This window comes from Rhizobium sp. JAB6, assembly GCF_003024605.1.
Classification (GTDB): domain Bacteria; phylum Pseudomonadota; class Alphaproteobacteria; order Rhizobiales; family Rhizobiaceae; genus Rhizobium.
On the sequence record NZ_PYJQ01000009.1, the window covers coordinates 797304 to 822117 of the forward strand.

Annotated in this window: 25 protein-coding genes; 6 read left to right on the forward strand and 19 right to left on the reverse strand. The window is 59.8% G+C overall.

Annotation, left to right across the window (positions count from 1 at the left end; all coding sequences use genetic code 11):
• Position 1 precedes the first annotated feature (1 nt).
• The 15 genes from C7U61_RS13860 to C7U61_RS13930 all read right to left on the reverse strand — a co-directional run bounded on the left by C7U61_RS13860 (position 2) and on the right by C7U61_RS13930 (position 16367).
• On the reverse strand, positions 2 to 256 hold the full coding sequence (locus tag C7U61_RS13860) for a DUF1272 domain-containing protein (RefSeq protein ID WP_106998622.1): 255 nt from the start codon (positions 254 to 256) through the stop codon (positions 2 to 4).
• Between the two features lie 7 nt (positions 257 to 263).
• Positions 264 to 566: an urease subunit gamma gene (locus C7U61_RS13865; protein ID WP_015340839.1), complete on the reverse strand. Its 303-nt coding sequence runs from the start codon at positions 564 to 566 to the stop codon at positions 264 to 266.
• 31 nt (positions 567 to 597) lie between these two features.
• Positions 598 to 1419 (reverse strand): urease accessory protein UreD, encoded by an 822-nt coding sequence (locus tag C7U61_RS13870; RefSeq protein ID WP_106998623.1) that lies wholly within the window; start codon positions 1417 to 1419, stop codon positions 598 to 600.
• Positions 1420 to 1629: 210 nt separating this feature from the next.
• Positions 1630 to 2601 carry a D-glycerate dehydrogenase gene (locus tag C7U61_RS13875; RefSeq protein ID WP_106998624.1) on the reverse strand — a complete coding sequence of 324 codons (972 nt, stop codon included), beginning with the start codon at positions 2599 to 2601 and terminating at the stop codon, positions 1630 to 1632.
• 148 nt (positions 2602 to 2749) lie between these two features.
• Positions 2750 to 3871: a branched-chain amino acid ABC transporter substrate-binding protein gene (locus tag C7U61_RS13880; protein ID WP_106998625.1), complete on the reverse strand. Its 1122-nt coding sequence runs from the start codon at positions 3869 to 3871 to the stop codon at positions 2750 to 2752.
• 183 nt (positions 3872 to 4054) lie between these two features.
• On the reverse strand, positions 4055 to 4408 hold the full coding sequence (locus C7U61_RS13885; RefSeq protein ID WP_106998626.1) for a DUF6867 family protein: 354 nt from the start codon (positions 4406 to 4408) through the stop codon (positions 4055 to 4057).
• Positions 4409 to 4432: 24 nt separating this feature from the next.
• On the reverse strand, positions 4433 to 5161 hold the full coding sequence (locus C7U61_RS13890) for an ABC transporter ATP-binding protein (RefSeq protein ID WP_106998627.1): 729 nt from the start codon (positions 5159 to 5161) through the stop codon (positions 4433 to 4435).
• Positions 5161 to 6033, reverse strand: coding sequence for an ABC transporter ATP-binding protein (locus C7U61_RS13895; RefSeq protein WP_106998628.1), 873 nt, complete (start codon positions 6031 to 6033; stop codon positions 5161 to 5163). Before C7U61_RS13895 ends, C7U61_RS13890 begins: the two co-directional genes overlap by 1 nt.
• Complete coding sequence (livM, locus tag C7U61_RS13900) at positions 6033 to 7457, reverse strand: high-affinity branched-chain amino acid ABC transporter permease LivM (RefSeq protein ID WP_106998629.1); 1425 nt, start codon at positions 7455 to 7457, stop codon at positions 6033 to 6035. Before livM ends, C7U61_RS13895 begins: the two co-directional genes overlap by 1 nt.
• A 4-nt stretch (positions 7458 to 7461) precedes the next feature.
• The gene (locus C7U61_RS13905; RefSeq protein WP_069611711.1) at positions 7462 to 8364 is read right to left on the reverse strand and encodes a branched-chain amino acid ABC transporter permease; all 903 of its coding nucleotides are present in this window, start codon (positions 8362 to 8364) and stop codon (positions 7462 to 7464) included.
• 303 nt (positions 8365 to 8667) lie between these two features.
• Positions 8668 to 11094, reverse strand: coding sequence for an FAD-dependent oxidoreductase (locus tag C7U61_RS13910; protein WP_106998630.1), 2427 nt, complete (start codon positions 11092 to 11094; stop codon positions 8668 to 8670).
• A gap of 217 nt (positions 11095 to 11311) precedes the next feature.
• Positions 11312 to 11866: a sarcosine oxidase subunit gamma family protein gene (locus C7U61_RS13915; RefSeq protein ID WP_106998631.1), complete on the reverse strand. Its 555-nt coding sequence runs from the start codon at positions 11864 to 11866 to the stop codon at positions 11312 to 11314.
• A 7-nt stretch (positions 11867 to 11873) separates the two neighbouring features.
• The gene (locus C7U61_RS13920) at positions 11874 to 14831 is read right to left on the reverse strand and encodes a sarcosine oxidase subunit alpha family protein (protein WP_106998632.1); all 2958 of its coding nucleotides are present in this window, start codon (positions 14829 to 14831) and stop codon (positions 11874 to 11876) included.
• On the reverse strand, positions 14828 to 15103 hold the full coding sequence (locus C7U61_RS13925) for a sarcosine oxidase subunit delta (protein ID WP_106998633.1): 276 nt from the start codon (positions 15101 to 15103) through the stop codon (positions 14828 to 14830). Before C7U61_RS13925 ends, C7U61_RS13920 begins: the two co-directional genes overlap by 4 nt.
• A 13-nt stretch (positions 15104 to 15116) precedes the next feature.
• On the reverse strand, positions 15117 to 16367 hold the full coding sequence (locus C7U61_RS13930; RefSeq protein WP_106998634.1) for a sarcosine oxidase subunit beta family protein: 1251 nt from the start codon (positions 16365 to 16367) through the stop codon (positions 15117 to 15119).
• A gap of 328 nt (positions 16368 to 16695) precedes the next feature.
• Between C7U61_RS13930 and cysQ the strand changes: the two genes are divergently transcribed.
• The 3 genes from cysQ to C7U61_RS13945 all read left to right on the forward strand — a co-directional run bounded on the left by cysQ (position 16696) and on the right by C7U61_RS13945 (position 18588).
• Positions 16696 to 17490: a 3'(2'),5'-bisphosphate nucleotidase CysQ gene (gene cysQ, locus C7U61_RS13935; protein WP_106998635.1), complete on the forward strand. Its 795-nt coding sequence runs from the start codon at positions 16696 to 16698 to the stop codon at positions 17488 to 17490.
• A 302-nt stretch (positions 17491 to 17792) separates the two neighbouring features.
• The gene (locus C7U61_RS13940; protein ID WP_004107124.1) at positions 17793 to 18068 is read left to right on the forward strand and encodes a DUF1153 domain-containing protein; all 276 of its coding nucleotides are present in this window, start codon (positions 17793 to 17795) and stop codon (positions 18066 to 18068) included.
• A 238-nt stretch (positions 18069 to 18306) separates the two neighbouring features.
• On the forward strand, positions 18307 to 18588 hold the full coding sequence (locus C7U61_RS13945; protein ID WP_106998636.1) for a GNAT family N-acetyltransferase: 282 nt from the start codon (positions 18307 to 18309) through the stop codon (positions 18586 to 18588).
• A 216-nt stretch (positions 18589 to 18804) separates the two neighbouring features.
• On the opposite strand, the gene C7U61_RS13950 is transcribed toward C7U61_RS13945, so the two are convergent.
• Complete coding sequence (locus C7U61_RS13950; RefSeq protein ID WP_106998637.1) at positions 18805 to 19161, reverse strand: flagellar export protein FliJ; 357 nt, start codon at positions 19159 to 19161, stop codon at positions 18805 to 18807.
• A 441-nt stretch (positions 19162 to 19602) separates the two neighbouring features.
• Here C7U61_RS13950 and ctrA point away from each other — a divergent pair, with 441 nt between their 5' ends.
• A complete protein-coding gene (gene ctrA / locus C7U61_RS13955) occupies positions 19603 to 20304 on the forward strand; it encodes a cell cycle two-component system response regulator CtrA (RefSeq protein ID WP_069611718.1) in 702 nt (233 codons plus the stop codon).
• A 134-nt stretch (positions 20305 to 20438) separates the two neighbouring features.
• Here the strand turns inward: ctrA and C7U61_RS13960 are convergent, their stop codons facing one another.
• Positions 20439 to 20801: a response regulator gene (locus C7U61_RS13960; protein ID WP_106998638.1), complete on the reverse strand. Its 363-nt coding sequence runs from the start codon at positions 20799 to 20801 to the stop codon at positions 20439 to 20441.
• 200 nt (positions 20802 to 21001) lie between these two features.
• Positions 21002 to 21649, reverse strand: a complete 648-nt coding sequence (locus C7U61_RS13965) for a histidine phosphotransferase family protein (protein ID WP_106998639.1) — start codon at positions 21647 to 21649, stop codon at positions 21002 to 21004.
• 297 nt (positions 21650 to 21946) lie between these two features.
• Here C7U61_RS13965 and C7U61_RS13975 point away from each other — a divergent pair, with 297 nt between their 5' ends.
• Both C7U61_RS13975 and C7U61_RS13980 read left to right on the forward strand, forming a co-directional pair.
• Positions 21947 to 22558, forward strand: coding sequence for an EipA family protein (locus C7U61_RS13975; RefSeq protein WP_106998641.1), 612 nt, complete (start codon positions 21947 to 21949; stop codon positions 22556 to 22558).
• A gap of 187 nt (positions 22559 to 22745) precedes the next feature.
• Positions 22746 to 23957 (forward strand): hypothetical protein, encoded by a 1212-nt coding sequence (locus tag C7U61_RS13980; protein ID WP_106998642.1) that lies wholly within the window; start codon positions 22746 to 22748, stop codon positions 23955 to 23957.
• Positions 23958 to 23977: 20 nt separating this feature from the next.
• Here C7U61_RS13980 and C7U61_RS13985 read toward each other — a convergent pair whose 3' ends face one another.
• Positions 23978 to 24808, reverse strand: coding sequence for an RNA methyltransferase (locus tag C7U61_RS13985; RefSeq protein WP_106998643.1), 831 nt, complete (start codon positions 24806 to 24808; stop codon positions 23978 to 23980).
• Between the last annotated feature and the right edge of the window lie 6 nt (positions 24809 to 24814).

A 24814-nucleotide genomic window follows, 5' to 3' on the forward strand; every position in this document is an offset into this window, starting at 1 on the left:
CTCATGCGGCCCGGACGGGCGCACATCCCTCAGCTTTCAGAACACGCTTGGTCGAAGCAGGATATTTGGCGAGCATGGCTGCCGGACGGACAGGACGCGGCGCGAAGTCGCCGCCGCAATTCGGGCAGGCGCCGCCCAATACAGTATCGACGCAATCCATGCAGAAGGTGCACTCGAACGTGCAGATCATCGCCTCCCGGCTTTCCGGCGGCAAATCCCTGTCGCAGCATTCGCAATTGGGCCTCAATTCCAGCATGGCAGTCTCACCGGATCGGTTCGTGGACGGTGACGAGCTTGGTGCCGTCGGGGAATGTCGCCTCGACCTGAACGTCATGGATCATCTCGGCAACGCCCTCCATTACCTGATCGCGCGTGATGACATGGGCGCCGGTCTCCATCAGCTCGGCGACCGGACGGCCGTCGCGCGCGCCTTCGACCACGAAATCGGTAATCAGCGCAATGGCTTCGGGATGATTGAGCTTGACGCCGCGCTCCAGCCGCCGCCGCGCCACCATCGCCGCCATCGAAATCAGCAGCTTGTCTTTTTCTCTCGGAGTGAGGTTCATCGCCTACCTATGTGATTGCTGTTTGCTCAATTTACAGATTCCAGACTTTCGGCACAGGCGCTCCGTCGCGCAAGGCGGAAATGATCGGGATAAGGATTTTTCTGAGCGCGAAGCCATCGGCGGCGACAAGCCGCACGACGAGCTTCTCGCCCCAGTGGCTTGCGCCTCCCATACAGGTTTCGAGGAGTGGCCGGATACGGCCGAGATAGATCTCGGCCAGCGGGCCAACATAGAGCAAGGTCGCGAAGGCGACCTGACCATCAAGCACGGCCATCTTCGCCGTCAATGCGGCCACGTCGCCATCCAGCCGCAGCTCCTCGGCATGAACCAGCCGTCCGCCGCGGCGAATGCGCCAACGATCCCGAAATAGCCCCTGCTCCATCGCCTCGCCCATGGCTTTGCGCCCAAGCAGGATCGCCTCGACGCCAAGGAATTCGGCCGCATCGTCAAGGTCCACATTCAACCTGCGCGAAAGCGACGCGCGGTCGAACAGGATCGTCTCCTGCGGCAGCCAATCGACCCGGGCGCTGTGGCCGACCTTGATGGAGGTTTCGACCTCCGCCGTCCCAGCCGAAGCTTTGTAGATCTTTTCGCAGGCCTGCGTCGTCACATCGATGCGTGTGCCCGACGCGGCGGAAATGCTCCAATCCATGCGGTCGCCGCCGGTCAGGCCGCCGGCCGTGTTGATGATGACGGCCTCCATGGAATGATCGAAAGTTTCCGGCAGCCTGATCTTGGCCGCCCCCTCCTGAAAGAGCTCGGAAAGGCGCGTGCGGCCGCCAAGCGACTTCGCCGCAAGATGGCCGCGACCCCGTGCCCTCTGCGGTCTCGTGCCTGCCTCCGTCATCACCATCAATCTCTCCACGCATCGCACCATGCCAAGCCGGTCATTGAAGCCCGGCAAGGAATAAATGCAAGCAATTCCTGTGCCTTATTCGACGACGTGCGATAGCCGCCTTATGCCAGCTGCATCGGCTGCATTTTTCGTCAAACGCTCAAAAGAAAGGCAATCATCTCCAACGGATTGTCTGGTCCTTGGCCCTGTGGGGCCGTAAGCATCAGCCTAGATAACACGATCCGGTGGTTCGTGCCCGGCAAAGAAGGCCGTGATATTGTCCACCACCTTCATCCCCATGGCCGTGCGCGTCTCCTCCGTCGCGCTGCCGAGATGCGGCAGAAGCACGACATTGTCCATCGCCCTCAACCGCTCCGGAACATGCGGTTCAGCCTCATAAACGTCGAGGCCGGCGCCGCGGATCGTCCCTTGCTCCAGCGCTGAAATCAATGCTCCCTCGTCGACGACATCGCCCCTTGCGGTATTGATCAGGAAAGCCTCCGGTTTCATGGCCCCAAGACGGGCCGCATTCATCAGATGGCGGTTCTCGGCGCCGCCCGGGCAGTGCAGCGAGACGAAGTCGGAAATTTCCAGAACATCTTCTACCGTCGGCAACTGGACGGCGCCATAGCGCGCCGCCTCCATCGGATCGATGGCGGAGCGATTGTAGAAGACGACATTCATGCCGAAGCCGAAATGGCAGCGCTGCGCGAAGGCCCGGCCAATGCGGCCGAAGCCGATGATGCCGACGGTCTTGCCGGTGACCTTGGTGCCGACCATATGTGTCGGCCGCCAGCCGCTCCAGGCGCCAGCCCTGACTTCGCGCTCGCCTTCGCCGCCACGGCGCGCAACCGAAAGAAGGAGCAGCATGGCAATATCGGCCGTGCAATCGGTCAGCACACCGGGCGTATTGGTGACGATCACGCCCTTCTGCCTTGCCGCGGAAATATCGATATGATTGAAGCCGACGCCGAAATTGCCGAGGATCTTCGTCCTGATCGCCTGGCCTTCGAAAAGCGCCGCCGGAAGCTTGTCGGAGACGGTCGGCAGGACGGCGTCGTAGGTGAGCAATGCTTTGCGCAGCTGCCCCGCATCCAGCGCGATGTCATCCCTGTTCAGCGTCGTGTCGAAACGCCCAGAAAGCACCGATTCGACTGCGGCCGGCCAGCGCCGGGTCACAAGAATACGGGGTTTGCTCATGCTGCCATCCTCCTGCCGATCTGGGTCAGATTTAAAGCAGCCTCGGCATGAAGGAAATGGCGAACCGAAATCGCGGATACGAAAAAGCCCGGCGCGCTGGCCGGGCTTCCCAGATCCTGCCTATGCCGGAAAACCGGCATCGCAAAGCTTACTTCGTGATTTCGGTGTAATTGTACTTGCCGTCGGAACCCTTGGCCCACTTGTACATGACATAGTCCGGACGGGTGATGTCGCCCTTGGCGTTGAAGCCGAGGTCGCCGATAGCGGTCTTGAACGGACCCTTTGCCTTGATCGCGTCGGCGACGGCCATCGGGTCGTTGGAGCCGGCAGCCTTGGCGGCGGCAGCGATGACCTGCAGAGCCGAGTAGGAGTACAGCGTATAGCCTTCCGGCTCGTAGCCGGCAGCGCGGAATTTGGCGACGAGATCGGCGGAAGCCGGGTTCTTGCGCGGGTCCGGAGCGAAGGTCATCAGCGTGCCGTCGACGGCGTCGCCGGCGATCGAAGCCAATTCGTTCGAGACGATACCGTCACCCGACATGAAGTGAGCCTTCACACCCTGGTCGGCCATCTGACGCATGATGAGGCCGGCTTCCGTATGCAGACCGCCGTAATAGACGAAATCGACGCCGGCCTGCTTCATCTTGGCGATCAGGGCCGAGTAGTCCTTGTCGCCAGGGGTGATGCCTTCATAAAGAACTTCCTTCACGCCATCGGCGTTGAGGTTCTTCTTGGTTTCGTCGGCCAGACCCTGGCCATACGGGGTCTTGTCGTGAACGATGGCGACCTTAGCGCTCTTGAAATTGTCGGCGATATACTTGCCGGCAACCTCGCCCTGCTGGTCGTCACGGCCGCAAGTACGGAACGTGTTCCACAGACCGCGCTCGGTAAACTGCGGGTTCGTCGAAGCGGGAGTGATCTGCAGGATACCGTTTTCGGCGTAGACTTCCGAAGCCGGAATGGAAACGCCGGAGTTGAAGTGACCGACGACGAACTTCACGCCGTCAGCAACGAATTTGTTGGCGACCGAGACGCCCTGCTTGGCGTCGGAGACGTCGTCGCCGAGTTCGATCTTGATCTTTTCCCCATTGATGCCGCCTGCCGCATTGATGTCGGCTGCAGCCTGCTCCGCACCCTTCTGAAGCTGCGCGCCAAACGCAGCATTCGGGCCCGTCAACGGACCGCCAACGCCAACAATGATGTCGGCCTTCGCAACGCCGCCGAAAGCGATCATCGCCGACAAAGCCACCGCCGACAGAAGATACTTCTTCATATTATTACTCCCAATTTTTGAGCGGGTTCCGTTTAATCTGCCCTGCGCGATACCCACCAATCATCACGCCGGTAACGCTTGCATTCCGAACTCTGGAGGCATGACCCAGCCAGTTCCCATCTGTTTTATGGGCTGGGTGACGCTCTTGGTTGTACGCAGACTGTGCCTAGTTTAGGCCCAGTGTCAATTCTTCTTCTTCCAAGAAAAGGCCGAAGTCTTTTCATAAAGCCAGTAGTAATTATTCACCATCTGATCGGTACGCCGATACCGGTATCCTGCCGTCGCAAAAACAAGCAGCAGCACGACATCGATGATGTAGATGGTGATGTCGAACACTGGGCCATTGAACAGCGCGTGGTGCAGAAACTGCAGCCCAAGGCCGATCAGAAAGCTGTAGACCACGGCGAACGGATAGGTTTCCCAGTTGGAGGCAACAGCGCGGCCTGCGCGCCATGCGGTCCAGAACCCCAGGATGACGATAACGGCTCGGATGACCATGCGGCCGCCGGTATCGCTGTCGAAGAGAAGTCCCTGCATCTCAAATTCTCCGCGAAACGAAACTCAATGATGTCCGCCTTCGAGATAGGCGGCGCGCACTTCCGGATTGGCGAGCAGTTCCTTGCCCGAACCGCTCATCGTCACCCGGCCGTTGACCATCACATAGGCGCGGTCGGAAAGCTTCAGCGCAGCAAAGGCATTCTGCTCGACCAGGAACACGGTCAGCCCCTGGCTCTGGTTCAGAACCTTGATCGCTTCGAAGATGCCCTTGACGATCAGCGGCGCCAGGCCGAGCGAGGGCTCGTCCAGCAGCAGCAGCTTCGGGCGCGCCATCAGCGCACGGCCGATCGAGAGCATCTGCTGCTCGCCGCCGGAAAGCGTACCGCCGCGCTGCGACTGGCGCTCCTTCAGGCGCGGGAAGAGCGTGAAGATCTTCTCGACATCCTCGCTGAAGTATTTGAGCTTGTCGAGGCTCGCACCCATCTGCAGGTTTTCATAGACGGTCATGCGCGGAAAGATGCGCCGCCCCTCCGGCGATTGCGCGATGCGAAGCCGGGCAATCTCGTGCGTCGGCATGCGCGTAATATCCTGGCCGTCGAAAATGACCGACCCGGTGCGAGCCTGGGGGCTGCCGCAGATCGTCATCATCAGTGTCGACTTGCCGGCGCCGTTAGCGCCGATCAGGCTGACGATCTCGCCACGGTTGACTTCGATATCGACCCCGGCAAGGGCGCGGATATTGCCGTAATAGGTTTCCACACCCGCAACTTTGAGAAGTGGCTGCCCCGTCATCAATGTTCACCTTCCTGGAGGTGTTCGACTTCGGCAATCACCTCTTCCACTTCCTCATCCTCAACGCCCAGATAGGCAGCGATCACGCGAGGATCGTTCTTCACCTCTTGCGGCGTACCATCGGCAATCTTCTGCCCATATTCGAGTACGATGACATGGTCGGAAATTTCCATGACCACCGACATATCGTGCTCGATCAGCAGGATAGATGTACCGGTATCCTTGCGGATACTGCGCAGGAATTCGTTGAGAACCAGGGATTCGCGAGGGTTGAGACCAGCGGCCGGCTCGTCCAGGCAAAGCAGCTCGGGACCCGTGCACATCGCGCGTGCGATTTCCAGGCGGCGTTGCGCGCCGTAAGGAAGATCGCCGGCCGGATCGTCGGCACGATCGACGAGATCAGCCTTCTCGAGCCAGAAGCGCGCAAGTTCGATCGCATTCTTCGCCTCGGAGCGATAGGGACCGATGCCGAGCAGGCCGAGGATCGTATAGCCGGAGGCCCGCATCAGCTTGTTGTGCTGCGCCACCAGCAGGTTTTCAAGCACGGTGAGGCCCGAAAACAAGCGGATGTTCTGGAAGGTGCGCGCGACCTTTGCCTCACGCGTGATCCGGAAATCCGGAAGCCGTTCCAGAAGATATTCCTTACCGGTCTTCTGATGCAGGCTGATCATGCCCATCGTCGGCTTGTAGAAGCCGGTGATGCAGTTGAACACCGTCGTCTTGCCAGCGCCGTTCGGCCCGATCAGCGCAGTGATGTCGCCACGCTTCGCCTCGAAGGAGAAGTCGTTGATCGCCATCAGGCCGCCGAACCTCATCGACAGGTGATCGACCTTCAGCAGAATGTCATTATGGTTTGCGGTCACAGCGTTCATCAGCCGTGGCCCTCCTTGGTAAAGCTGCCGGAAACCGCTTTTCGCTCTTTGAGGAAGGCGGTCGGCTCACGCGTGCCGACAAAGCCGCGCGGTTTGATGATCATGACGACCACCATGGCGAGGCCGAAGATCAGCATGCGGTAGAGTTCCGGGGTGAAATCCGGGCCGAAACCGGGAATGAGCGTCGTGTCGCCCCAAACCAGGCCGGTCTTCAGGAAACCCATATTACGCAGCGCTTCGGTGCCGCCGATCATGGCGATCGCCGCGATAGCGATACCCTTCAAGGAGCCCATGCCGCCGAGAACAACGATCGCCAAAATAATCGCCGATTCCAGGAAGACGAAGGATTCCGGTGAGACGAAGCCCTGACGCGCCGCAAAGAAGGAGCCGGCAAAGCCGCCAAACATGGCGCCGGTGGCAAAAGCCGTCAGCTTCGTCGTCACCGTGTTGATTCCGAGCGAGCGGCAGGCGATTTCGTCCTCGCGCAACGCTTCCCACGCACGTCCGATCGGCATGCGGCGCAGCCTGATGGTGACATAGGCGGTCAGCATGCAGAGCAGCAGGATCACGTAGAACAGGAAGATCTTGTACCAGGCCGACGAGATCGGCAGACCGAAACTGCGCACGAAATTGTGCGGATCCTTCATATCGAAGGTATAGAGGCCGAACAGCGATGCCTTGGTGATGTTGGAGATGCCGAAGCTTCCCTGCGTCACATCGGTCCAGTTGGTCAGCACGATGCGGATGATTTCCCCGAAAGCGAGTGTCACGATCGCCAGGTAATCACCCCTGAGGCGCAGCACCGGAAAGCCCAGTATCATCCCCCAAAGTGCAGCAAGAATCCCCGACAGTGGCAGCAGCAGCCAGAAGGACAGCCCGAAATGCGTCGACAGCAGGGCATAGGAATAGGCGCCGACCGCATAGAAGGCGACATAGCCCAGGTCAAGCAAGCCTGCGAGGCCCACGACGATGTTCAGGCCCCAGGCAAGCATCACGTAGATGAGGATCTGGATGCCGAAATTATCGACATAGGTCAACGATCCCTGGGGACCGTACATTGCAACGGCCACCAGCGGATAGATGAGCAGCAGCAGGAGCGCGATCTTGTTGAAATGCCTGGCGGCGAAACTTTGTTCGCCTCCCACCTTTACGACCTTCGCCTTGGCGGCCTTTCGCGCTGCCAGATAAGGCTGAACGAAAACCGTCATGATGAAGCGGCCGACGGTAGCGATCGCAACGATGGTCGCCAGAAGGCCCCAGCGCTGCACGATGATCAGCTTGTTGTCCATGTTCTGATCGGTCTTGAGACCGATATAGAGGACGAACATGCCGAAGGATATGACGGCCGCCCAGAGAGCGTCCGTAATCCCTTTCTGGACAAGGCCGGGTGCGGTCTTGCCTGCAACGAAGTTTGAATTTGCCATGGCGTTATACCTTTTCGACTTCCGGCCGGCCGAGAATACCCGTCGGCTTGAAGATCAGCACGTAGGCCAGGATACCGTATGTCGCGACATCCTTATACGCGATGGGAAAATTGCCCGACCAGAACGACTCGATGAAGCCGATCATCAGACCGCCGAGAACAGCGCCAGGCAGCGAGCCAATGCCGCCAAGAACCGCCGCCGTAAAGGCTTTGACACCCGGCACGAAACCGTCCGTGAAGTTCGCAACGCCATAATACATCAGATACATCGTGCCGGCGACAGCGGCGAGCGCCGCCCCCATGATGAAGGTGATGGAGATGGTCCGGTCGACGTTGATGCCGAGCAGCGCCGCCATCTTGCGGTCCTGCTCGGTCGCCCGCTGGGCACGCCCAAGCGCCGTCTTGTTGACGATGTACCAGAAGGCGGCCAGCAGCACGACGGTGATGATGAAGATGATGATCTGCTTCAAGGACAGCGAGACACCGCCGAAATTATAGACATCGCCCACCAGCGTCGGGATCGGCTTGTTGCGCGGACCCTGCGCGACCTGAATGAAGTTCGACAGAACGATCGACATGCCGATTGCCGTGATGAGCGGCGCGAGGCGGAACGACCCGCGCAAGGGCCGATAGGCAACGCGCTCGATCACCCAGTTCCAGAGGCTCGTCATCAGCATGGCGACGATCAGCATCACCAAAAGCATGATGGCAACCGGCAGGCCGGCAAAGAGCGAAATGAGAACGAGATAGGTGATGAGCGCGGCAAAACCGCCAAGCATGAAGACATCACCGTGGGCAAAATTGATCATGCCGATGATGCCGTAGACCATGGTGTAACCAATGGCGATCAGGCCGTAGATCGACCCGAGAGTCAGCCCGTTTAAGAGCTGCTGGATAAAATAATCCATATATCATTTCCCCTGGATGCGGCGTCATGCGACCGCATCTCTTATTACTTTTTTAGGCTCCTTCTGAAGGCCTATGGCCGCGATTCCATACTGGTTTCGAAGGAAATGTGAAGCCAAAAAGGCGAGAAATTGACAAATTCTTTTCAAATCACCGTGGGCTGATGCGAATCCGACCAAAAATGACATGAAAACGGCAGTCCATGGCTCAAAATTAGCCAAAGCTGTCCAGGACGCCGCCGTGCTGAAAAGCTTTCGTCAGCGGCAGATCAGCCATGATCGCCGCTGACGCGTGAATGGCGTTCTTCAGGCGCGCATACGGGCGCCGTCTGCATCGAACAGTGGCTCGGGCTGAAGCCTTGCCGGCAGAAGCTCGCCGAGCAATTCGATCGCCCAATCCTGCGTCTCGTCGGCAATTTCCTTCGGAACATAGCCGACGGCAACGGAAAGGCCGGAAGCGTGCGCATATCCGCCCGACGTCACCCAGCCGCAGACCGCGCCCTTGTGATAAATAGGCTCGTCGCCGATGACGTCTGCATCCCTTGTGCTCACGATAAAGGTACGCAGCCGCAAGGTTCCGCCCTCCGCCTTTTCCTTAGCAGCGGCGGTCTTGCCAATGAAATCGGCCTCTTTGGACAGAGCGACAAATCGGTTGAGCCCGGCCTCCAACGGCCCGTAAAGCGGCCGGTATTCGCGCGCCCAGCTGCCATAGGACTTGTCGAGACGCAGTGCGTTCAATGCTCTCAACCCAAAGAGCCGGATGCCGAATTCGGCACCTTCCTGCATCAGAAGGTCGAAAATGTAGCGCTGGTACTCCGGCTTCATCCAGATCTCGTAGCCGAGATCTCCCGTATAGGAGACGCGGCCGACGACCGCGGGCGCCATGCCGATATCCATGCGGCGGATCGACATGAAAGGGAACGCGGCCGTGGAAAGATCCTGATGGGTCAGCTTCTGCAGCAGCTTGCGGGCATTCGGGCCGGCGATCGAAAGGCCAAGCAGGGAAAGACCGAGTGCCTTGAGCTCCACCGAACCGTCCTTCGGCAGCAGGCGTTCGAACCAGCGCATATGATAGGCTTCGGCGATGCCGGAGCCGATGAGAAGGAAATCCTTCTCGCCGAGCTTGGCCAGGGTGAAATCGCCGATCAGCTTGCCGTCATGCTTCAGCATCGGCGCCAGCGTCATACGGCCCACGGCCGGAATGCGGCAGGCGAGCAACGTGTCGAGGAAGGCCTCGGCGCCCGGTCCCTTGACCGAATATTTGGCAAAACCGGATGTCTCCATCAAGCCGACGCTATCGCGAACCGCCTTGGCTTCGGCGCCGACGACATCGAAATCGTTGGAACGGCGCCACGAGAATTGATCCACTTCGCCTTGCGGCGCAAACCACAGCGCCTGCTCCAGGCCATAGTAGCCGCCAAAGACGCCGCCGGCTTCCTTGAGCTTATCGTAGATCGGCGTCGTCAGCAGCGGACGCGCAGCCGGCAGTTCCTCATTCGGATAGCGGATCGAGAAGCGGCGGGCATAGTTCTCGCGCACCTTGGCATTGGTATAGGCGAGCGTGGCGTAGTCGCCATAGCGGGAAACGTCCATGGCGAATACATCGAAGCCCGGATCGCCGTAGATCATCCAGTTGGCGAGCGCGAGCCCCACGCCGCCGCCCTGGCTGAAGCCGGCCATGACGGCGCAGGCCGACCAATAGTTCCTCAAGCCTCGCACCGGGCCGACGAGCGGATTGCCATCCGGCGAGAAGGTGAAGGGGCCGTTGATGATCCTCCTGATGCCGGCATTGTTGAAGGCCGGGAAATGGCGGAAGCCGACTTCCAGCTCCGGCGTAATGCGCTCGATATCCTCGGCCAGCAGCTCGTGACCGAAATCCCAAGGGGTCGTCACGGGCGACCATGGGCGGCAGGCCTTCTCATAGGTGCCCATCAGCATGCCCTGCCGCTCCTGGCGCAGATAGATTTCGCCGTCGAAATCGACGCAGTGCATCAGCTCCTTGCCCGACGTCCTGTTGAAATCGATGACCTCGGGCATGTCCTCGGTGATGAGATACATATGCTCCATGGCCAGCACCGGCAGCTCAAGCCCCACCATACGGCCGACTTCGCGCGCCCAAAGGCCGGCGGCGTTGACGACGTGCTCGGCTATGATCTCGCCCTGGTTGGTAATGACCCGCCAGGAACCATCCTCACGCTGCACCAGCTCTTCCACCTTGGTGTGCAGGTAGATCTCGGCGCCGTTCTTCTTGGCCGAACGGGCATAGGCATGCGTGGTGCCATAGGGATCGAGATGGCCCTCGACGGGGTCGTAGAGCGCGCCGACGAACTGATCGGGATCGAGAAGCGGCATCATGTCATGCGCTTCCTTCGGCGTCAGCAGCGTCGCTTCCAGGCCGTTGTAGCGGCCCTTGGCGAGAATGGATTTCAGCCAGTCGAAGCGCTGAGGGGTGGCCGCCAGCATCAGGCCGGACGTCAGGTGCAGCCCGATGTCCTGGCCCGAATATTCCTCGATCTCCTTGTAGAGCTCGACCGTATATTTCTGCAGCTTGGCGACATTCGGATCGCCATTGATCGTATGCATACCGCCGGCTGCATGCCAGGTCGAGCCGGATGTCAGCTCGGAGCGCTCGAGCAGGACCACATCCGTCCAGCCGAATTTCGTCAGGTGATAGAGCACCGAACATCCGACGACACCGCCACCGATGACGACGACCTTGGCATGGCTTTTCATTGGGAATCCCCTGTTTTCGGCACGAAGCCGCCGGGTGTCTTCCCGCGCGACCGGCCTTATTTGAGAGGAAACCTAGAGACTATCCGATAGGCCAAATAGCCCGAACTGCGAAACCGATATGTCTGTTTGCGCCATCGCAATTGTTCGGATCGCGTCATCGGTTATTGGCGGCGCAACCCCGCAGGCAAGCATCCGGCATCAGGCGATATAAGGATTTTCAATCGGCGAAACCGGCCGTGAGCGCGAACTCCCGTCCCATCTCCATGATCTCTTCGAAGACGCTGCCGGCATAGGAGCGCGGCACGATGATGTCGAAGCGGTCGGGGCCGGTTCGGGCGACATTGGCGCTGATATGGCAGCACAACATGTTGGCCGACTTTCCCTCGGTAAAGACCAGCGGATGCAGATCGACAGCCACGCATTTGGCGAGAATACGGCGGACGCTGGGGCCGGAAATGCGCAGCAGCACGCGACCGTCGCTCTGCTCGAAAAACGAGACCTTGGCCGGATCGAGCATGAAGAGATCCCGCGCCACGCTATCGGCTCCGAGCATGTCCGACACAACGAACCATTCCCTCGGCCCGACATCGCGAACCGATACATCCTTCAGCGCCTTCAGGCCCGCCAGAATGCCATCCCGATCCCCCGCCTTCGCGAGCACGGAGAAGATCGCGGGGCGACGCACGATGGCGAGATGATTCGGATTTGCGGCAGCCTCGAAACCGGAAATATGATCTTCCAGCACATGCCTGTTCTGAAACGCGACGCTCATCAGTCCATCACCCCAAAAGCTTCTTGTTGTCCGGATCAACGAAGACCGGGCTGCAGACCTCCGCCGCCACCTCTTCACTCCGCAACCCGTCCCAGACGACCACGCGCTCGCCGATGCGTTCCCGACCCGACTTCAGGAAAGCGAGCGCGATGGAATGACCGAGCGTCGGCGAGAAGCACGCCGAGGAGACATGCCCCTGATCATTTACCGTCGAAGGTCTCGCGCCCTCCTTCAAAATATGTGCGCCAGCGTGAATTTCCTTGGCCGTATCGATCGGCTTCAAGCCGACAAGCTGGCTACGGTCGGCGGCGGTCAGACCGAAGCGGGTCGACAGCCGCTTGCCGATGAAGTCTGGCTTCTGCGTCGACATCATGCGGCCAAGCCCGACATCATCAGGCGTGGTGCGGCCATCGAGCTCATTATGGGTGACATGCCCTTTCTCGATACGCAGCACGTTGAGCGCTTCGACGCCATATGGGCAGATGCCATGCGCCTTGCCCGCTTCCATGATCGCGTCCGCGACCGCCTCGCCGTAGCCGGCCGGCACCGCGAGTTCATAGGCGAGCTCGCCCGAGAAGGAGATGCGGAACAGGCGCGCCCTCAGCCCACCTTTCAGCATGATCTCGGCTGCGGCGAGGAATGGCAAGAACGCGTCGGAAATATCGTCTTCCACGATCTGCTCCAGCACCAGCCTCGCCTTCGGACCGGCAATCGCCATCTGGGCCCATTGATCGGAAGATGAGACGAAACGAACGTCGAGCTGCGGCCAGAGCGTCTGTGCCGCAAATTCCATGTGCGTCATCACTTCGCCGGCCATCGCCGTCGTGGTCGTCATGAAAAAGTGGTCGGGCGTCAGCCGGCTCGTCGTGCCGTCATCGAAGACCATGCCGTCTTCGCGCAGCATCAAGCCATAGCGCGCCTTGCCGATCGGCAGCTTCAGGAAGGCGTTGGAATAAAGGCGGTTGAGAAACTCGGCCGCATCCTTGCCGAAAATCTCGATCTTGCCGAGAGTCGACACGTCGCAGATGCCGACATTGCTGCGGACATTCAGCACTTCGCGATCGACGCTGTCGCGCCAGCCTTTTTCGCCCGGTCGGGCAAACCACGACGAACGATACCAAAGGCCGGCCTCGACGAAGGCGGCACCGTTCTTCTTTGCCCATCCATGCAGCGGCGATTCCCGAACCGGCTGCGCATGCTTGTCGCGCGCGGTTCCCGCCAGTGCACCGAAGGAAACCGGCGTGTAGAACGGCCGGAAAGTCGTCGTGCCGACGGCCGCCGGGCTGACGCCGCGCATGCCGGCGATGATACCGGCGGCGTTGACGTTGCCGAGCTTGCCCTGGTCCGTCGCCATGCCGCTCGTCGTGTAGCGCTTGGCATGTTCCACATGGCCAAAGCCTTCGCGCAAAGCGAGACCAAGATCCTTGGCGTGGACGTCGTTCTGGAAGTCGACGAATGCCTTGTCCTTCGCGCCCGGCACATGCCAGATCGCCGCAAAAGACGGATCATATTCGCCCTCCACTTCCGGCAGTTCGACCCCGTGAGCCTTGCGGCCGAAGCCTTCAGCGATTTTCCGCGCTTTTTCCGCCCCGTCGGCAAGACAGCCGGAAACGCTTTCGATGCCCGCAGCCGAACCGGCAATCTCCAACTCGCCAGAGACGATCGGCGCCATGAAGGCCTGCTTCTCGTCCGACCAGACCGGCTTGGCGCCCCGCTGGCAGGCAAGATGAATGATCGGCGACCAGCCGCCCGACATGGCCAGCGCATCGCAGGCGATCAGCTCATCCAAGCCGCCGCGGTCTGCAATGACGCCGGTGATGCGATACTTGCCCTTGGTCGCATGCACGCTTGCTGTATGAACCACGCGCACGCCCTGAGGAGCAGCATCGGCCGATGCGGCGCGCGTGTCGAGGATTGCCGAAATCTCGGCGCCTGCAGCGGCGAGATCGGCGGCGGTCCGGTAGCCGGACCCGCCATTGGTAAAGACGGCAACCTTCTGCCCGGCAACGACACCATAGCGGTTGAGATAGCTGCGCATGGCGCCCGCCATCATTACGCCTGGACGATCGTTGCCGCCGAACACCAGCGGCCGCTCCTCGGCGCCGGATGCGAGAACTGCGCGCTTGGCGGCGATGCGCCAGAGCCGCTCGACCGGCAGGTCGCGCGATGGCATCGCCAGATGCTTCTGCACCTTCTCGACTGCGCCGAAGATGTTGTCGTCATACCAGCCGAACACGGTGGTACGCGGCATCAAGGTCACGTTCTCGAAGCTCTGCAGCTCCTCGAGCGTTGCCTGCACGAAAACGTCAGCGGAAGCGCCGCCGATCGTCAGCCTTTCCGACAAGAGCGAGCCGCCCAGCCGGAAACCTTCATCGGCCAAGACAACGCGCAGGCCGGTGCGGGCAGCGGTCAGAGCCGCCATCAGGCCTGCGGGACCGGAGCCGATCACAAGCAGGTCGCAATACGCCCAGGCCTTCTCGTACCGGTCCGGATCCGCCTGCATGACGGCCTTGCCGAGGCCGGCGGCACGCCGGATCAGCGGCTCATAGACCTTCTCCCAGAAGGCGGCGGGCCACATGAAGGTCTTGTAGTAGAAGCCGGCGCCAAGAAAGGGCGAGAACAAACCATTGATCGAGCCGAAATCATACTTCAGCGACGGCCAGCGGTTCTGGCTCACCGCACTCATGCCCTGATAAAGCTCGGCGACAGTGGCGCGCGTATTCGGCTCGGTGCGGCCATCCTTGCCGATGGTGATGAGTGCATTGGGCTCGGCCGAGCCTGCGGTCAGAATGCCGCGCGGCCGATGATATTTGAAGCTGCGGCCAACCAGCAGCTGGTCGTTGGCAAGCAGAGCGGCGGCAAGCGTATCGCCCTCTAATCCCTTCATCTCCTTGCCGTCGAATTGGAAGGAAAGCGGCCGGCTGCGATTGACCAGGCCGCCGGTCGACAGACGATAGGCCGTCATCGTGCCGCCTCCCTCGCCTTGTCCTCGGCATCCGTAACGGAAAAGACCTCATGGGTGACATTGCTGCGGTCGACGACCAGCCAGCGGCGGCACCCGGCGCTATGGTGCCAATATTCCTCAATCCGGCCGCGCTCGTTGTCGCGGATGAAGACGTAACGGTTCCAGTCCTCATCCGGCGCGTTCGGCGCGGGACGAACCACGGAGGCGCCGCGAATGGAGAACTCCTCCTTGGCTCGCACGCCGCAATGCGGGCAGTTGATCAAGCTTGCCATTGGTATTGTGCCCTCAATGCAGGTTCGGCTGCGGACCCTTGCCGCCTTCGTCTATCGCAAAGCCGCGCTCGAAGCGGTCAAGCCGCAAAAGGCGGCTGACGTCGTGGCTCTCGCCCCTGGCGATCAGATGCGCGAAGCAGAAGCCCGAAGCCGGCGTCGCTTTGAAGCCGCCATAGTTCCAGCCGCAGTTCAGATAAAGATTTTCGATGGGCGTGCGATCGATGATCGGCGAGCCGTCCATGCTCATATCCATGACCCCGCCCCAGGTGCGCAGCACGCGCACGCGCGACAGGCCGGGGATGAGTGACACTCCCTCCTCCATCGTATGCTCGACGGTGGCGAGATTGCCACGCTGCGCATAGGAGCTGTAGTAGTCGATATCGGCGCCGAAGACCAAGCCACCCTTGTCCGACTGCGAGATATAGAAGTGTCCCGCGCCGTAGGTGATGACGTTGTCGATGACGGGCTTCAACCCCTCGGAAACGAAGGCCTGCAGCACATGCGTCTCGATCGGCAATTCCAGATCGGCCATCTTGCCGAGGATCGACGTGTGGCCTGCAGCCGCAAGCGCCAGCTTGTTGCAGCCGATGAAGCCGCGATTGGTCTCGACGCCGGTGACGATGCCGTTTTCGCGGCGAATGCCGATCACCTCGCATTGCTGGATCAGATCGACGCCGCGGCTGTCGGCACCACGGGCATAGCCCCAGGCAACCGCATCGTGGCGCGCCGTGCCGCCGCGCCGCTGCATGAGGCCGCCGAGGATCGGAAAACGGGCATGATCGAAGTTCAGGTAAGGCATCATGCGGCGAACCTGCTCGCGGCTGAGCAGTTCCGCGTCGACGCCGTGCATGCGCATGGCATTGCCGCGCCGGGCATAGGCATCGCGTTGGCCATCGGAATGGAATAGATTGACGATGCCGCGCTGGGACACCATGGCATTGTAATTGAAGTCCTGCTCCAGCCCTTCCCAGAGCTTCATCGAGAATTCGTAGAAGGGCTCGTTGCCGGGCAGCAGATAGTTGGAGCGGATGATCGTCGTGTTGCGGCCGACATTGCCGGAGCCGATATAGCTCTTTTCCAGCACCGCGACATTGGTAATGCCGAATTCCTTGGCGAGGTAATAGGCGGTCGCCAGCCCATGGCCGCCGCCGCCGACGATGATTACGTCATAATGCGGCTTCGGCTCCGGGGTCCGCCACACCGGCTGCCAATGACGATTGCCCGAAAACGCCTGTTTTAGAAGCTGATATGCCGAATATCGCATGCATTCATCCCGATGCTGTCCGGCCGCACATTCGCATATGCAATAAAAACGACAAGTCCCGGAAGGACGAAAAAGCTTCGCAAACAGAACATGATCTTTTCCGAATGCGCAGTGACGGAGAGCATCGGCTGCCGAGAAGAATACATCGCCGGCCAGCCGAAAGGTCTGCCCGTTTTGCACGCAAGGGGAGCGCTGTTGCTAAACCCTCGCGCAAGCGCTAAGCGAAGAAAGCCGGGACATCGGAAGTCTAAACTTCGCAATCGCAACGTCCTATATATAATGTCCGGAGAATTCAGGCGCGGACAGCGCGCGGAAGACGAAGAAGCACATGCTTGCAACATTCGAAAAGGCGGCGCTCGAAGCAGGAAAGGCCATTCTGGAGGTCTATCGTGCCGGCTATTCGGTTGCCTTGAAGCAAGACATGAGCCCCGTCACGCTCGCCGACGAACGCGCCGAAACCATTATTCTCAGACACCTCGAACGCGATTTTCCCCATATTCCCGCCATTGCCGAAGAGCAGGTTTCAGCCGGCAAGATTCCGGATGTGCGCGGCCGCGCCTTCTTTCTGGTCGATCCGCTCGACGGCACCAGGGAATTCATCGAACATCGGGATGAGTTCACCGTCAATATCGCCTATGTCGAGAATGGTATCCCAGTCATCGGCATTGTCTACGCTCCGGCGCTCGGTGTCGCTTTTACCGGTGAGCCCGGCAGGGCAAGCAAGCTGATCGTCGACGAGCAATTTTCCATTGCCGACCGCCTGACCATCGCCGTGCGCGAACCGCCGGCTAGGCTGACCGCGCTTGCCAGCCGCTGCAACAGCAACGCCAAGACCGAAGGCTTTCTGACCGACAATGCGGTTTCCGGCTGCACGTCGATCGGCTCGTCGCTGAAATTCTGCCTGCTCGCCGAGGGCAAAGCCGATGTTTATCCGCGTTTCGGCCGCACCATGGAATGGGATACGGCAGCCGGCGATGCCGTGTTGCGGGCCGCGGGCGGCAAGACGGTCACCATTGAGGGCGGCCTTCTGACCTATGGCAAGACCGACCAGAGCGAAGATGCCGATTTCGCCAATCCGCACTTCATCTGCTGGGGCGGACAGAAGCACGACGTCTCGGCGTAAGTTTGCTTTTGCAAGTAAAAAGCTATTCTTGTGCCTTCTCCTGACTCCGAGAGCGGGTACCGGCTTCCGCGATTTTCGCGTCGGAAGCGTAAGTTTTTACTGACGAAAAATCATAGAACGAATGCGATTTTCCCCGAAGTCACAAGGGGTTTTGGGTATTTTGCTCAGGCGAAACATGCGCAAATCAGCACCTCGCCACATTGATTAAAATTATTAGCAAAGTCTTACCCGGGGCTTAGGCAATTTTTAAATGTGGCAAGCTAGAGTGCCACACGTGGTCTTGAGTGTGTGTAGAGAGTCCAATGACCGAAATGATACGTCCCCGAGTGAAGTATGTCATCGGCCCCGATGGCAGCCCGCTGACGATAGCAGACCTTCCGCCGCCGAATACGCGCCGCTGGGTCATTCGTCGTAAGGCAGAGGTTGTCGCCGCCGTGCGTGGTGGTCTGCTCAGCTTGGAAGAAGCCTGCGAACGTTATACGTTGACCGTCGAAGAGTTCCTCTCCTGGCAGTCGTCCATCAATACCCATGGCCTGGCTGGCCTCCGGACGACGCGCATACAGCAGTATCGCCACTGACAGCAGCGACAGCACCACTAATCCTTTTTTGTGTTCGGGCCTCTTTTCTCACGGAAGAGGCCCGAATTATTTGTCGAAGTGTGCCCTAACGGTTAAGCCTGCCCAGCGCTAAAGGGCCTGGCCCGACCGTATTTTCGACATCAACTTAAACGGAACGATCCGTTACCAATCTCGATGGTTGGCAGATGCCAGAGCACATGCAATCCTTGCTCCATCAGACGCGACAAGGAAGAAAATCATGGATATTCGCAACGAAAACAATGCATCCGGCGGCCGTTATGTCGCAACCGTCGACGGCCACGAGGCGGAAATGACCTTTTCCCGCACATCTCCCAAGCTGATCATTATCGATCACACCGGCGTGCCCGATGCTCTGCGTGGCAGAGGGGTGGGCCAGGCGCTGTCGCTTCACGCCGTCGAGGAAGCGCGGCGCGGCGGCTGGAAGATCATCCCGCTCTGCCCCTTCTTCAAGGCGCAGGCGCAACGTCATGACGACTGGCGCGACGTCGTCAATCTCTGATGCGCGGAGGCAAAGGCAGTATATCGCGCGAATGTGCAGGCAAAAATCCGTCCGCTCGGCCGGATTGCTTCTCAAAATGCAAAAGCTGCGCATGGCCGGCCCCGTCACGGCCAGTCATGCGCAGCCTTCAATACCGCCGCCATACCCCTTCGCATTCCAACGATGGACCCGCATCGCCATGATGCTTGATCCGAAGGAGATGACGCAATTGGGATCTCAGGCGCGTGCCCGCGCCGGACCCGAAGCATCCCGCTCTTCGAGTGCTGCGGCCTTGGCATATTCGGCCTGCATTTCCTCGAGCGAGTTTTCCAGTGCCTCTTCCTGAACCTGCAGCTCACGAATCGACACCTGCAGATTGTCCGCACGCTGGCGTGCAGCCTTGGCAAAGGTCGGGTAGGCGAAGTGGCTCGGATCGGAAATGCCGGACTTCTTCTCCTCGACGACGATCTGGCTTTCCAGCTCCTTCGTCATGCGGTCAAACTCCGCCATCATCATCTGCAACTGCTGCAGCTGACGGCGTTTTTCGTTCACCTGAAATTCTTTCAGGCGAACAAGGCTCTCACGTGACTTCATACGCATTACTCCCGTGATGCGAGACCCCGGCTCTCGATATCCCCGTTCGCCGCACCGCTTTGAGACGGCTTGGTTAAAAAAATTTCCAGCGATCTTAATAAAAGCCTACCGCTGGTAACCTTTCGTTTACGGGCATCGTTAATGATAGGCGCAATGATTTAAGGCTCGGTAAATGTTGCGGTCGGAATTCGGCATATCGGCATTGGTGAGTCGGATGAATCACTTGGCGTTGGTTGTTAATGCGATACTTTAGGAGTCGATTTCACTGATTATCGTTGGAAAACAGTGTAATGGAAAAATTATTTAATAAATTCGATACGACTTGCCAGAGTGAATCAGAATTTGTTAACCATTACATGGCAGCTTCCAAATCAAGCAGTGATTTGATCGGTATCGCGTTAAGGGGCTGACGACCTTTCGGCGGCGGTAAAGGGGACAATTATGCGGGTTCTACTCATTGAAGACGATAGCGCGACGGCGCAGAGCATCGAGCTGATGCTCAAATCCGAAAGTTTCAACGTCTATACCACCGATCTCGGTGAGGAAGGCGTCGATCTTGGAAAGCTCTACGACTACGACATCATCCTTCTCGATCTCAATCTTCCCGATATGTCCGGCTACGAAGTGCTGCGCACGCTGCGCCTTTCGAAGGTTAAGACGCCGATCCTCATCCTCTCCGGCATGGCCGGCATCGAGGACAAGGTTCGCGGCCTCGGCTTCGGCGCCGACGACTACATGACCAAGCCTTTCCACAAGGACGAGCTGGTCGCCCGCATTCACGCCATCGTCCGCCGCTCCAAGGGCCATGCCCAGTCCGTGATCATGACCGGCGAACTGATCGTCAACCTCGACGCCAAGACCGTCGAAGTCGGCGGCCAGCGGGTGCATCTGACCGGCAAGGAATATCAGATGCTGGAGCTGCTCTCGCTGCGCAAGGGCACGACGCTCACCAAGGAAATGTTCCTCAACCACCTTTATGGCGGCATGGACGAGCCGGAACTGAAGATCATCGACGTCTTCATCTGCAAGCTGCGCAAGAAGCTGGCAAACGCCGCCGGCGGCGCCAACTATATCGAAACGGTCTGGGGCCGCGGCTACGTGCTGCGCGAGCCCGACAGCAGCGATTTCGCCGAAAGCGCCTGAGCCGCCTCCCCGTTTTTACCGCCGGCATGCAGAAATCCCGCCTTCCGAGGCGGGATTTTTATTGGTTCCTGAAAATGGAACGAAAAAAGCCGCCTCAAAGGGGCGGCTGTCTGCTGCAATCTATCTCGTCTCATTCAGGCGGCGGCGGCGCGATTGCCGAAGATGGCCGTGAGAATCTTGCGATCGAAGGGCTTCAGCAGAAAATCCGTGGCGCCCGCGCGCTTCCCGGCCATCAGCTTGCGAAGATCGGCCTCGACAACGCAGTAATAGATCTTCACATCCTTGCCTTCAGGCATGGCGCGGATGTTGGCGATGAGATCGAGCGCCCCATCCATGCCGGCGTCGACGATCAGATAATCCGGAATTTCGGCTTGGCAGCGCATCAGCGCTTCGCGGGCATCCCCGGCTTCACTCACGAGAAAATCCAGTTCGGACAGGATCCGTTTGCCGACTTTGCGTACGACATCCGACGTATCCGTAATCATGAACCGCTGCATGTGTGAGCTCCCTTACGTCACCGCCATCGTCCGATGTCGGCTTCAAATTGAAACGATAGGAGCAGCAAGCTAAGGATTCGTTACCGCTACATTGTCAATTGAGCGGACAACCTCAAGATTGCACAGAATTTTTGACACACGAAAAAATAAGCCCGCAGCCGGTGACCGACTGCGGGCGAAAACGAGGATGGATCGAACCGTTATTCGGCTGCCATCGCCGCAACGAAGGTCAATTCCTCCGGCGTCGCATTATAGGAAAGCTCCATGCCGCTCTCCTCGGCAAGAAGCACCGTGTAGTAGGGCTGGATCGAATGTGCATCGATGGCCTCCTCCAGCGTGCCGGAGCAAATCTCGGCGAACTTCGGCGGAATGCGCATCAGCCGCCCCTTGGCGGTGATCCTGAATTTTGCCTCGAATTCGGGATTTTCGAGTGTCACTTCGATGTTGCCGCCGCGCGGAATGGCGCCATAGGCAACGAGGAAGAGATTGAGCAGCAGCTTCACGCGGTTCTTGGCGATGATAGCGCGCGGACCGACCCAGCTGACCTCGGTCTTTTTCTCGGCAGCGGCGAAATCCTTGGCGGCCCGTTCCGCTTCGCCGGTGTCGATCGAAGCACCGACGGAGCCGGAGGCGCCGAAGGCAAGCCGCGCGAATTTCAGCCGGACGGAAGCGTTGAGCGCGCTGGTGCGGATCAGATCCATCGCGTCGGCGTCGGCACCACCCTCGTCGAGCAGCTCCAGGCCATTGTTGATCGCTCCGACCGGCGAGATCACGTCATGGCAGACGCGGCTGCACAGCAGCGCGGCCAGATCCGGTCCGGTCAGAGTGAGATTGGGATTTTTCGACATTCATTGTCTCCTGAATGCTGGCAGGGCAAAGCGAATGGTCCACCTTGCCACGGTAAGGTTGCTCGAGGGTTTCGCAGCCAGTGTACCGCGCGCCATAATGACACCATATTTGGTAAACCGATTGTTAAGACCATCGACGCAAAATGCGTTCATCACCATCAGACTCGTTCGCGCGCGAATCGTCCAGCGATGGAAGGGCGGAAAGTCTGAGATCAGGGGCATGTCGTGCTGGGGCGTTTTTTCGAATGCGCCGGCATCCTTGCCCCGACTACCGACCATGATGAACGGAAGACTTCCATGCGCTATGAATTCCTGAAGAGAATGCCAAGCTTCGGCACCAGAACGCTCGGTCTCGGCCTGATTCTGGCCATTGTCGCATTCGTGAGTTTCGCATTGCCGATCCGTCAGGCCTCTGCCGCGCCTACCAATCAGTATTCGGCCCAGGAAATCGTCGATGCGGGCCACTCCTTCTTCGGCTCCACCAGCGGTGGCCTTGCCAAGGTGGTCGAGCGAGCCTTCCAGCAATATGGCCTGCCGAACGGCTACATCCTAGGCCAGGAAGGCTCCGGTGCGTTCCTCGCCGGCCTGACCTATGGCGAAGGCCAGCTCAACACCAAGAATGCCGGCGAGCATCCGCTCTACTGGCAGGGACCATCACTCGGCTTCGACTACGGCGGCCAGGGCACCCGCGTCATGATGCTGGTCTATGATCTGCCCAGCGTCGACAGCGTCTATACCCGCTTCGGCGGCGTCAGCGGCCAGGCCTTCGTGGTTGCCGGCTTCGGCATGACGGTCCTCAAGAACAACAACATCGTGCTCGTTCCGATCCGCACGGGCCTCGGCGCACGCCTCGGCATCAACATGGGTTATCTGAAGGTCACGCCGAACCCGACCTGGAACCCCTTCTGAACCGATCTTCCCATACGGCCTCCCAAGCAGCACACGCCTCGGCCCGCGTCACTTGCGGGCCTTTTCTTTTCGTAAATCAGGCTCTACGCCGATAAACCATATCCGCGTTAAACGCTTGCCCGTGTGGCTAACCCATGATTAATCATTTCATAGACCTTGAACATAACTCCAGGATACTGGCTGCGTCGTGATTCAATTTGCTCTCTTGTTCGGATTGGGCTTTCTGACGGCCGCTCTATTGGTCTTTCTCATCGCGCCGGCAATCCATCGTCGTATCGTCTGGTTCACCGAAAAACGCCTTAGGGCGACCATGCCCTTGAGCCCGCAGGAAGTGCGCGCGCAGAAGGACATGGCACGCGCCCTCTTCGCAGCCGAAAACGCGCGGACGGAACATGCTCTGACGCAGGAGCGCGACAAGACCGTCGCGCTGCAGATCCAGAACGGCAAGCTTCAGCAGGAAGCAAGCCGTCTTTCCGCCGCAAGCGCGGAGTTGCAGACGCGCATCGACGATCTGGAGGTGGAGGCAGGTGAACTGCGCTCGCGCCTGCGTCACGAAGAGAGCTATATCAGCCAGCTGAAATCGAGCATCCATGCCGCCGAGCAGGCCAGCGCCGAGAAGGAGGCAGATATCGACAGCTTGCGCAAGCGGATGACGAAAATGGGTGCCGATGCGGACAATCTCAGGATCGATCTGGCGGCCCGCGAAACCGAAATCGAGAGCCTGAAGCTGCGCATCAACACATTGCGCGACGAGCGCGATACGCTGCGCCGGGATCTGAACGCAGCAAACCTGCGCGCTGCGGATGCCGAACAATCGCTGCGCCAGGAAAGCGACAGGAACAAGCGGCTCGAAGAACGCCTCGATCGCGAGATCGCCGGCAATGCCGACAAGGAAACCGCGATTGAACGCCAGGCCCAGGATGTTACCCGCCTCAGGGAACGGCTCGAGGCGGCCATCACCGAATCGAAGGAAGCCGGCAAGGCGCTGCGCGCCGCAGGCCTCACGCCACCGAAGAAGACGGCAAGAACACCGAAACTCGCTGCCGCGCCGATGATTGCCGGCAGCCCCAGCGAGCAAGGGTCCATAGCCGCGCCGCCGCAGGCAATGGAACCGGAACGAATAGTGGAAGATGAAATCGCCCAGATGACGGAAGAGGTTCGCAATCGGGCCGCCGCTCTGTCGGACCGCCTGCTGAAGGCCCGCACGCCGGCCCATGACGATGCCATGCGCGAAGAAATCGCCAAGATCGCCGCCAATATGGTCGCCCTGACGGCGCTTAAAGAGGGCGACGGCTCGCCGATCTTCGATCTGCTGCCGAAGAATCGAGAACCAGTTGAGCCCGGCGCTCGCATCAGCCTCGCCGACCGTGTCGCCGCCATACTGCCGAAGCATCCCTGAACGCAGGGGCACAAGCCCGCTTAGATGCGCCCGTTCTTTGCCGCCATCTCGAAAAGGGCGATACCGCTTGCTGTCGCAACATTGAGGCTATCCAATCCGGGAACCTGCGGAATCCGCACGCTGCCGAACGCGGAAAGAACGCTTTCGGGCAGGCCATCCCCTTCCGCGCCGACCACGAGCGCCATGCGCTCCGAAGCCGGGACGTCGCGAATATCCGACGCGCCACGCGGCGACAGACCCCAGATCGCAAACCCGTATCCGGCAAGCGATGCGAGCAATTCGGGCCCGCCCAACTGCCGGCAGTAGGGCACGGTCAGGATCGAGCCGACCGAAACCCGGAGCGCCTTGCGATAGAGCGGATCGCAGCAGCTTTCGTCCAGCAGCACCGCAGCCGCGCCGAAGGCCGCGGCATTGCGGAACATGGAACCTATATTGTCGTGGTTGGAAATACCGCAGCCGACGAGCACGAGCGACTGCTTCGGAAGACGATCAAGAAAGGCGTCGATCCCGCTTTCCGCCGCCCTATGCCCCAGGGCCAGAACACCGCGATGCAGATGAAAGCCGACGATGCCGTCGAGCACCTCAGCATCGGCGACATAGATTGGAACGTCGTCGGGGAAACTATCGATGATATCGCCAAGTCCCGTGACGCGATTCTTGAGGAGCAGCACCTTTTCGGCGGCGAAATCGCCAGCGGCCGCATGTGCGTCGGCAAGAAGCCGCAGCACGACAGTTCCTTCCGCGATGAACCGGCTGTCGCGGCCCGTGAGATCGCGTTCGCGGATGTCACGGAATTCGGCGATGCGCGGATCGTCGGGATGCGTAATCTCGATCAGCCGCCCGCTCATCATCCTCGA